At 72.2% G+C, this 8,727-nt stretch carries 9 protein-coding genes; 7 read left to right on the plus strand and 2 right to left on the minus strand.

Features of this window, described 5'->3' with window-relative positions:
- On the plus strand, positions 1 to 1,136 hold a 1,136-nt coding region (gene radA, locus AOK16_RS21165; protein WP_055473772.1), incomplete at its 5' end, for a DNA repair protein RadA.
- A gap of 193 nt (positions 1,137 to 1,329) precedes the next feature.
- Complete coding sequence (disA, locus tag AOK16_RS21170) at positions 1,330 to 2,388, plus strand: DNA integrity scanning diadenylate cyclase DisA (protein WP_055473773.1); 1,059 nt, start codon at positions 1,330 to 1,332, stop codon at positions 2,386 to 2,388.
- A gap of 178 nt (positions 2,389 to 2,566) precedes the next feature.
- On the opposite strand, the gene AOK16_RS21175 is transcribed toward disA, so the two are convergent.
- Positions 2,567 to 3,397 (minus strand): hypothetical protein, encoded by an 831-nt coding sequence (locus AOK16_RS21175; protein WP_055473774.1) that lies wholly within the window; start codon positions 3,395 to 3,397, stop codon positions 2,567 to 2,569.
- Positions 3,398 to 3,580: 183 nt separating this feature from the next.
- On the opposite strand from AOK16_RS21175, the gene AOK16_RS21180 reads away from it, so the two are divergent.
- The 5 genes from AOK16_RS21180 (at position 3,581) to cseC (ending at position 8,042) form a co-directional block, all read left to right on the plus strand.
- A complete protein-coding gene (locus AOK16_RS21180; protein ID WP_055473775.1) occupies positions 3,581 to 4,504 on the plus strand; it encodes an HhH-GPD family protein in 924 nt (307 codons plus the stop codon).
- Positions 4,505 to 4,758: 254 nt separating this feature from the next.
- Entirely contained in the window at positions 4,759 to 5,355 is a 597-nt protein-coding gene (locus tag AOK16_RS21185) for a SigE family RNA polymerase sigma factor (RefSeq protein WP_055473776.1), read from the plus strand.
- Positions 5,356 to 5,363: 8 nt separating this feature from the next.
- Positions 5,364 to 6,014 (plus strand): hypothetical protein, encoded by a 651-nt coding sequence (locus tag AOK16_RS21190; protein WP_055473779.1) that lies wholly within the window; start codon positions 5,364 to 5,366, stop codon positions 6,012 to 6,014.
- Positions 6,015 to 6,023: 9 nt separating this feature from the next.
- Positions 6,024 to 6,737 (plus strand): two-component system response regulator CseB, encoded by a 714-nt coding sequence (gene cseB, locus AOK16_RS21195; RefSeq protein WP_055473777.1) that lies wholly within the window; start codon positions 6,024 to 6,026, stop codon positions 6,735 to 6,737.
- A gap of 6 nt (positions 6,738 to 6,743) precedes the next feature.
- The gene (gene cseC / locus AOK16_RS21200) at positions 6,744 to 8,042 is read left to right on the plus strand and encodes a two-component system sensor histidine kinase CseC (protein ID WP_055473778.1); all 1,299 of its coding nucleotides are present in this window, start codon (positions 6,744 to 6,746) and stop codon (positions 8,040 to 8,042) included.
- A gap of 68 nt (positions 8,043 to 8,110) precedes the next feature.
- On the opposite strand, the gene AOK16_RS21205 is transcribed toward cseC, so the two are convergent.
- Positions 8,111 to 8,554 (minus strand): VOC family protein, encoded by a 444-nt coding sequence (locus tag AOK16_RS21205; RefSeq protein ID WP_055473780.1) that lies wholly within the window; start codon positions 8,552 to 8,554, stop codon positions 8,111 to 8,113.
- Between the last annotated feature and the right edge of the window lie 173 nt (positions 8,555 to 8,727).

Below are 8,727 nucleotides of genomic sequence, written 5' to 3' on the forward strand. Positions count from 1 at the left end.
TGCTGCTCGCGGGCGAGCCGGGCGTCGGCAAGTCCACGCTCCTGCTGGACGTCGCGGCCAAGGCCTCCTCCGCCGAGGGGCCCACGCTCTATGTGACCGGCGAGGAGTCCGCGAGCCAGGTCCGGCTGCGCGCCGACCGCATCGGCGCGCTCTCCGAGCACCTCTATCTCGCCGCCGAGACCGACCTGTCGGCCGTCCTCGGCCACCTCGACTCGGTCAAGCCCGCGCTGCTCGTCCTCGACTCCGTGCAGACCGTCGCCTCACCGGAGATCGACGGCGCCCCGGGCGGCATGGCCCAGGTGCGGGAAGTGGCCGGAGCGCTCATCCGGGCCTCCAAAGAACGGGGCATGTCCACACTCCTGGTGGGCCACGTCACCAAGGACGGCGCCATCGCGGGACCCCGCCTGCTGGAGCATCTCGTGGACGTCGTCCTGCACTTCGAGGGCGACCGGCACGCGCGCCTGCGCCTGGTGCGCGGCGTGAAGAACCGGTACGGGGCGACGGACGAGGTCGGCTGCTTCGAGCTGCACGACGAGGGCATCACCGGCCTCGCCGATCCCTCGGGCCTGTTTCTGACCCGGCGCGACGAGCCGGTGCCCGGCACCTGCCTGACCGTCACCCTGGAGGGCCGCCGCCCCCTGGTCGCCGAGGTCCAGGCACTGACCGTGGACTCCCAGATCCCCTCCCCGCGCCGCACCACCTCGGGCCTGGAGACCTCCCGCGTCTCGATGATGCTCGCCGTCCTCGAACAGCGCGGGAAGATCTCGCAGCTGGGCAAGCGGGACATCTACAGCGCCACGGTCGGCGGCGTGAAGCTCTCCGAACCGGCCGCCGACCTGGCCGTGGCCCTCGCCCTGGCCAGCGCCGCCAGTGACACCCCGCTGCCGAAGAACCTCGTCGCGATCGGCGAGGTCGGCCTCGCGGGCGAGGTCCGCCGGGTCACCGGCGTGCAGCGCCGCCTCGCGGAGGCGGCGCGGCTCGGCTTCACGCACGCGCTCGTGCCCACGGACCCCGGCAAGGTGCCCGCCGGGATGCGCGTGATAGAGGTTGCGGACATGGGTGACGCGCTGCGCGTACTGCCCCGCCGGAGCCGCCGCGAGGCCCCGCGCGAGGACGCGTTGGAGGGCACCCGGTAGAACGCCTCGGCGTCCGCCCGGCGGGAGCCGCCGGGCGGACGCCCCACATAAGGAGTCCGGCCGCCGGTAGACTTTGCCCTGGTCTCGCCCGTACGTACGCACCCGGGCCCCCAATATCCGCGACCGGAGGAGTGCAGTGGCAGCCAGCGACCGGACGGCAGCTCCCGGGAAGTCCGGGAGTTCCGATGGCCTGATGCGTGCCTCGCTGAGCGCGGTCGCGCCCGGTACGGCCCTTCGCGACGGCCTGGAGCGCGTACTGCGGGGCAACACCGGCGGCCTCATCGTCCTCGGCATGGACAAGACGGTCGAGACGATGTGCACCGGCGGATTCGTCCTCGATGTCGAGTTCAGCGCGACCCGGCTGCGTGAACTGTGCAAGCTGGACGGCGCCCTGATCCTCGACAAGGACATCACCAAGATCGTACGGGCCGGGGTGCAGCTCGTGCCGGACGCGTCGATCCCCACCGAGGAGACCGGCACGCGCCACCGCACCGCCCAGCGCGTCTCCATCCAGGCCGGGTTCCCGGTCGTCTCGGTCAGCCAGTCGATGCGGCTGATCGCGCTGTACGTGGACGGGCAGCGCCGCGTCCTGGAGGACTCCGCGGCGATCCTCTCCCGCGCCAACCAGGCCCTGGCCACCCTGGAGCGCTACAAGCTCCGCCTGGACGAGGTCGCGGGCACGCTCTCGGCCCTGGAGATCGAGGACCTGGTGACGGTCCGCGACGTCTCGGCCGTCGCGCAGCGCCTGGAGATGGTCCGCCGCATCGCCACCGAGATCGCCGAGTACGTGGTCGAACTCGGCACCGACGGGCGGCTTCTTTCCCTCCAGCTGGACGAGTTGATCGCGGGCGTCGAGCCGGAGCGCGAGCTGGTGGTCCGGGACTACGTCCCGGAACCGACCGCGAAGCGCGCCCGCACGGTCCCCGACGCGCTCGCCGAACTCGACTCCCTCACCCACGCTGAGCTCCTCGAACTCCCCACGGTGGCCCGCGCGTTGGGCTACAGCGGCTCCCCCGAGGCCCTGGACTCCGCGGTCTCGCCCCGCGGCTACCGCCTGCTGGCGAAGGTCCCGCGGCTGCCGAACACGGTCATCGAGCGGCTCGTCGAGTACTTCGGCGGCCTCCAGAAGCTGCTCGCCGCGAGCGTGGACGACCTCCAGACCGTGGAGGGTGTCGGCGAGGCGAGGGCCCGCTCCGTCCGCGAGGGCCTCTCCCGCCTCGCGGAGTCCTCGATCCTCGAGCGGTACGTGTAACCGGCGTTACGCGCAACGGCGGGTGCGGGGAGGCGTTACGCACAGCCACCCGCGGCCGGGCGGAACCCGGCCCCACGGGGGGGCAACGCGGGGAGCCTCCGAAAGTCAACGCGGGAATTCGGCCCCACGAGGGACGGCGGCCCGGTCCTCGGGTCCAGTCCTTGTCCAGGCGAAGGGTCTAGTCCTTGGCGAGCGCGAACGAAACCCGCGCCGTCGGCATCCCCTTCGCCTGGACCTCCACCAGGTACGTCCCCGCCTGCGCCGAACCCCCGGACCGCTTGCCGCAGTTGGGCGCGCTCGGGCGCCGGTCCCACTCGACGGTGCGGGAGGCCTCGCCCTTGGCGGGGACCTGGAGCAGCATCGAGCCGCTCTTGGGGCAGTCGTCGGAGGCCCACATCGGATCGTCCTCGGCCGCCGACGTGATGGTCATGACCGCGGCCCGCGGCCCGAAGTCGACCTTGCAGGCCTGGCCGGAGGAGTTCTTCGCGACGAGCTCGAACTTCGGCCGCTCGCCGGGCGCGTAGGAGTTCTTCACGCTGCGCACACTCAACCGGACGGCGTCCGAGGAGCAGTCCGCGAGCGCGGAGCCGGCCGGAACACCCGCGCCACCACTGCCGAAACCGCCGCTGCCGCCGTCCTCACCGGACGCCGGGTCGCCGTCCCCCTTGCCGTCCCCGTCGGCGTCACCGCCCTCGCCTCCGGCGTCGTCCTCGCCGCCGCCGGAACCCCCCGTACCGCCGCTGCCGGAGCCGCCGTCGCCCGACTCCTCGCGCCCGCCCGGGCGTTCACTGATCGCGGGGCCGCTCGAGGAGGGGCCGGGCGTGATGGTCTGCGCGGGACCGTCACCCTTGGCCTGCCCGCTCTTCCCGCCGGAGCCGCCGGAACCGGCGAAGTCGACGGCCCAGAAGGCCAACAGGGCGAGGAGCGCGATCACGGACAGCGCAACCGCCCTCCGACGCCAGTAGATGGAGGAGGGAAGCGGCCCGATCGGATTGCGCAGTGATCCCACGCCGCAACTCTACGAGAGGAGCGGCCCCGTTCAGGCACGTACCCGCCGCCATCCGTCGTATCTTTTCCGGATCATCATCACGGAACGGCCGAAGGCGGTCGGGCGCGCTCCCGTGCCCGACACACACCCCCACCGCGGCAGCGACGCCGTGGCGCCCGGCTTCGTGCCAGGATCGGACGTGCCATGACTACGACGACGACCTCCCGCACCGCCGGCGGCCCCTCGGACGAGGCTCCCGCCGCGCTCCACTCCCCCGTCATCGACTGGTTCCGCACGCACGCCCGCGACCTGCCCTGGCGCCGCCAGGAGGCGGGCCCCTGGGGCGTCATGGTCAGCGAGTTCATGCTGCAGCAGACCCCGGTGAGCCGCGTGCTTCCGGTGTACGAGCAGTGGCTGGCGCGCTGGCCCCGGCCCGCCGACCTCGCCGCCGAGCCGCCGGGCGAGGCGGTCCGCGCCTGGGGCCGGCTCGGCTATCCGCGCCGCGCGCTGCGGCTGCACGCAGCCGCGTCCGCCATAGCGGAGCGCCACGGCGGTGACGTGCCGCAGGACCACGCCAAGCTCCTCGCCCTGCCCGGTGTCGGCGAGTACACGGCGGCGGCCGTCGCCTCCTTCGCGTACGGCCAGCGCCACCCCGTACTCGACACCAACGTCCGGCGGGTCTTCGGCCGTGCGGTCACCGGTGTCCAGTACCCGCCGACCGCCACGACCGCCGCCGAGCGGCGCCTCGCGCGCGAGCTGCTGCCGGACGACGACCCGACGGCGGCCGCGTGGGCGGCGGCCACGATGGAGCTGGGCGCGCTGGTGTGCACGGCGCGCACGCCGGACTGCCACCGCTGCCCGATCGCGACCCAGTGCGCCTGGCGCCTCGCGGGCTCCCCCGCGCACACCGGCCCGCCCCGGCGCGGCCAGACGTACGCGGGAACGGACCGGCAGGTGCGCGGCAAGCTGCTGGCGGTGCTGCGCGAGGCGGTCACGCCGGTGGAGCAGGCGGCGCTGGACGTGGTGTGGGACGAACCGGTCCAGCGCGCCCGCGCGCTGGACGGGCTGGTCTCGGACGGCCTGGTGGAGCCGCTGACGAACGGCACGTACCGCCTGCCCCTCACCTGACATCCCCTCCCCGCTCCGTCACGGCCGAAGTGGCCGAAAGCCACTGATACAGCACTCAACTACCACCGTAATGTCCAGTTTTGCTCACCCGTACCACCAGTAACTCGACAGCTGTTACACAACCTATGGACAGCCGTGCGGAGCCCGAAGGGCGGAGCGGACGGCTCCGTTACAGCGCCTCCGTAGCTTCTTCCGTGTGCCGGGAACACCGGCGAAACCACGGGGCGGAAGAAAGCGGAACGGAGGCGGTCGAGATGGCGAGCAGCGAGGTCGGCGAGGTCCTGGAGTTCGAGGAGTACGTCAGGACCCGGCAGGAGGCACTGCTGCGGAGCGCCCGGCGGCTGGTTCCGGACCCGGTCGACGCACAGGACCTGCTCCAGACCGCCCTGGCCCGTACCTACGGCCGCTGGGACGGGATAGCGGACAAGTCCCTCGCGGACGCCTACCTCCGCCGGGTCATGATCAACACCCGTACCGAGTGGTGGCGCGCCCGCAAGCTGGACGAGGTCCCCACCGAGCAGCTGCCGGACGCCAGTGTGGACGACGGCAGCGAGCAGCGCGCCGACCGCGCCCTGCTGATCGACCTCCTCTCCACGCTGGCCCCCAAGCAGCGCAGCGTGGTCGTCCTGCGACACTGGGAGCAGATGAGCACCGAGGAGACGGCGGCCGCCCTGGGGATGTCGACCGGCACCGTCAAGAGCACCCTGCACCGGGCGCTGGCCCGACTGCGCCAGGAGCTCGAGACTCGCGAGCAGGACGGCCGCGAGCCGGCGGGGCACGGATCCGTAAGGGCCGTACGGGGCGCCCGTGGGCCGGAGCGGTACGAGCGGGGGCAGCGGTGCGCGGCCTGAGGGCTGACTTGGATCCTTGCAGTAGGACCACGGCGATCACCGGAATCGCCAAGACCGTCACGGCGGCCGCCCTCGCGGCCGCCGTCGGCCTGTTTGTCTCCGGCTGCACGGCGGGCGCCGAGGGCGTGCGCATGGAAGGGCCCGCGCCCTCCAAGCCGCCGACGCCCTCTTCTTCGCTCCCGTCCTCGGCGCCCGCGGTCACCAAGGTCGACGCGGTCCAGCTGCTGAAGACGGACCCCAAGGTCAGCGCCGAGATCCGCAAGGACCTCAAGCCCTGCGTCGCCGATGAGTACCCGGTCGACGTCAGCTACGGCCGGGTGACCGGGAGCAGCGGGCCCGATGTCGTAGTCAACGTCCTGACCTGCGGAGACGCCATCGGAATCGGCACGTATGTCTACCGCGAGGCCGCCGCAGGCAAGAAGTACGAGAATGTCTTCGTGAACGAGCAGCCGCCCGTGTACGGCGAGATCTCCCGGGGCGACCTGGAGGTCACCCGCCAGGTCTACGGCCCCGGCGACCCGGTGAGCTTCCCCTCGGGCGAGGACGTCGTCACCTACCGCTGGAGCGGCGGCAGGTTCGTGGAGTCCGCGCGGACGCACAACGAGTACAGCAAGTCGGTCACCGGAGACAGTCCGTCCGCGGCGCCGAAGGGGGGCTGAGAGCAGCTCATGGGCGACACACACGTGCTCTTCGTGGAGGACGACGACGTCATTCGTGAGGCGACCCAACTCGCCCTGGAGCGGGACGGTTTCGTGGTCACCGCGGTGCCGGACGGCCTGGAGGGCCTGGAGCGGTTCCGCGCCGAGCAGCCGGACGTCGCGCTGCTCGACGTCATGGTTCCGGGCCTGGACGGGGTGAGCCTGTGCCGCCGGATCCGCGACGAGTCGACCATTCCCGTGATCATGCTCTCGGCGCGCGCCGACTCCATCGACGTCGTCCTGGGCCTGGAGGCGGGCGCCGACGACTACGTCACCAAGCCCTTCGACGGCGCCGTGCTGATGGCCCGTATCCGCGCCGTGCTGCGCCGGTTCGGCAACGCCAACGGCGCGAACGGCGCCTTTCCCGGCGGCCCGGAGAGCAGCGGGCACGGCGAGAGCGAGCCGCTGCGCTTCGGCGACCTGGAGGTCGACACCGAGGGCATGGAGGTGCGCAAGGCGGGCGAGCCGGTCGCGCTGACCCCGACCGAGATGCGGCTACTGCTGGAGTTCTCGGCCGCGCCGGGCACCGTCCTCTCCCGCGACCGGCTTCTGGAGCGGGTCTGGGACTACGGCTGGGGCGGCGACACCCGCGTCGTCGACGTCCATGTGCAGCGGCTGCGGGCGAAGATCGGCCAGGACCGGATCGAGACGGTCCGCGGCTTCGGCTACAAGCTCAAGGGCTGATTCCCCTTGCGGAAACTCTCGCTGCGCACCGGCATCCGGTGGAAGCTCTCCATCGCCATCGCCGCCGTGAGCACGCTGGTCGCGCTCGTACTCAGCCTGGTCGTGCACAACGCGGCGCGCGTCTCGATGCTCGACAGCAGCCGCGACGTGCAGGACGAGCGGATCAAGTACGCCCAGCGGATCTACGAGTCCACCGGGCGGCCGCCGTTCGACTCCAAAATCGACGACCCGGCGCTGCCGGACCCGCTCAGGGACGCCGTGATGACGGGCCAGCGCGCCACCTACCTCCAGGACAACCGCGACGGCGCGCCGGAGGTCTGGGCCGCGACCCCGGTGGCGAACGGCAAGGTGCTGTCGATCCACTCGCGCTTCGAGGACCGGTACGCCGTGCTCACCGACCTCGACCGCACCCTGCTCATCGGCTCGGCCTCGGTCGTGGTCGGCGGCTGCGCGCTCGGCGTGCTCATCGGCGTGCAGCTCTCGCGGCGGCTGCGGAAGGCGGCCACCGCCGCCATGAAGATCACCGAGGGCGATCCGGGCGTCCGCGTGCGGGACGCGATCGGCGGCCGCGTACGCGACGAGACCGACGATCTGGCGCGCGCCGTGGACGGCATGGCCGACGCCCTCCAGCAGCGCCTGGAGGCCGAGCGGCGGGTGACCGCGGACATCGCGCACGAGCTGCGCACGCCGGTGACCGGCCTGCTCACGGCCGCGGAACTGCTCCCTCCGGGCCGCCCGACCGAGCTCGTACGAGACCGGGCGCAGGCTATGCGCACCCTCGTCGAGGACGTGCTGGAGGTGGCGCGGCTGGACAGCGCGGCCGAGCGGGCCGAACTGCAGGAGATCGCGCTCGGCGAGTTCGTGGAGCGGCGGGTGCGGGTCCTGGCCCCGGCCGCAGGGGTGCGGATCCTGCGGGACGCGCAGGTGCACACCGATCCGCGGCGCCTGGAGCGCATCCTGGGCAACCTGCTCGGCAACGCCGCCCGATACGGCAAGCCGCCGATCCAGGTCACGGTGGACGGACAGGTGATCCGGATCCGCGACCACGGGCCGGGCTTCCCGCCCTCGCTGCTGGAGGACGGGCCGAGCCGGTTCAGGACCGGCAGCGACGACCGGTCGGGCAACGGCCACGGCCTGGGGCTGACGATCGCCTCCGGCCAAGCCCGCGTACTCGGTGCCCGGCTGACCTTCCGGAACGCCGAGCCGCGGGACGAGAACGACGGAGGCGCCGTCGCCGTGCTGTGGCTGCCGGAGTCCGCCCCGACGGACACCGGCAGCATCCCGATCATCACCCTCCCCGAATAAGGCCTCTATAAAGGCCCGGACAAAGGCCCGGGCGAGACCCTTCACCGAGGTCCGTAAGGAAGCGGTCCCTAACATGCCCAGTCCTTGTCGAAGTCGAGCTCCTCACGGGGCTGGTTGAAGGAGAACCAGTTACCGGAGTCGTCGCGGAAGATCGCCTCGGTGCCGTACGGGCGCTCCTGCGGCTCCTGGAGGAACTCCACACCGCGGGCCTTGAGCTTCTCGTAGTCCCCGTGCACATCGTCGGTGACCAGCACACCCCCGCTCAGGACCCCCTTGGCGACCAGCTTCCTGACCGCCGCCGCGGACTCCGGGTCGAGCCCCGGGTGCTCCGGCACCATCAGCGTGAGCTGGACGTCGGGCTGGTCCTTGGCGCCGACCGTGAGCCAGCGCATACCGCCCTCGCCCATGGTCATGTCGGTGCGGACCTCCAGGCCCAGCTTCTCGGTGTAGAACTCCTTCGCCCGGTCCTGGTCGAGAACCCAGATGGTGGCGATGGCGAATCCCTTGATCATGGCCTGCTCCACGTCATACGTCGGTCCCTGAGGGCTTTCCAGCCACCGTAGGCAGGGCGGGTCTCAGGGGGCTTCTTCAGAATTGCGGTCCTCGGCGGAGTTCTCGGCCCGGCCCCGGGCGCGGCTCTCCGGGGGCGTGCCGCCGGGCGGTCCCGCGGGGGCGGGTCCGTCGG

Origin of the sequence: Streptomyces pathocidini (assembly GCF_001418495.1) — a bacterium.
Classification (GTDB): Bacteria; Actinomycetota; Actinomycetes; order Streptomycetales; family Streptomycetaceae; genus Streptomyces; species Streptomyces pathocidini.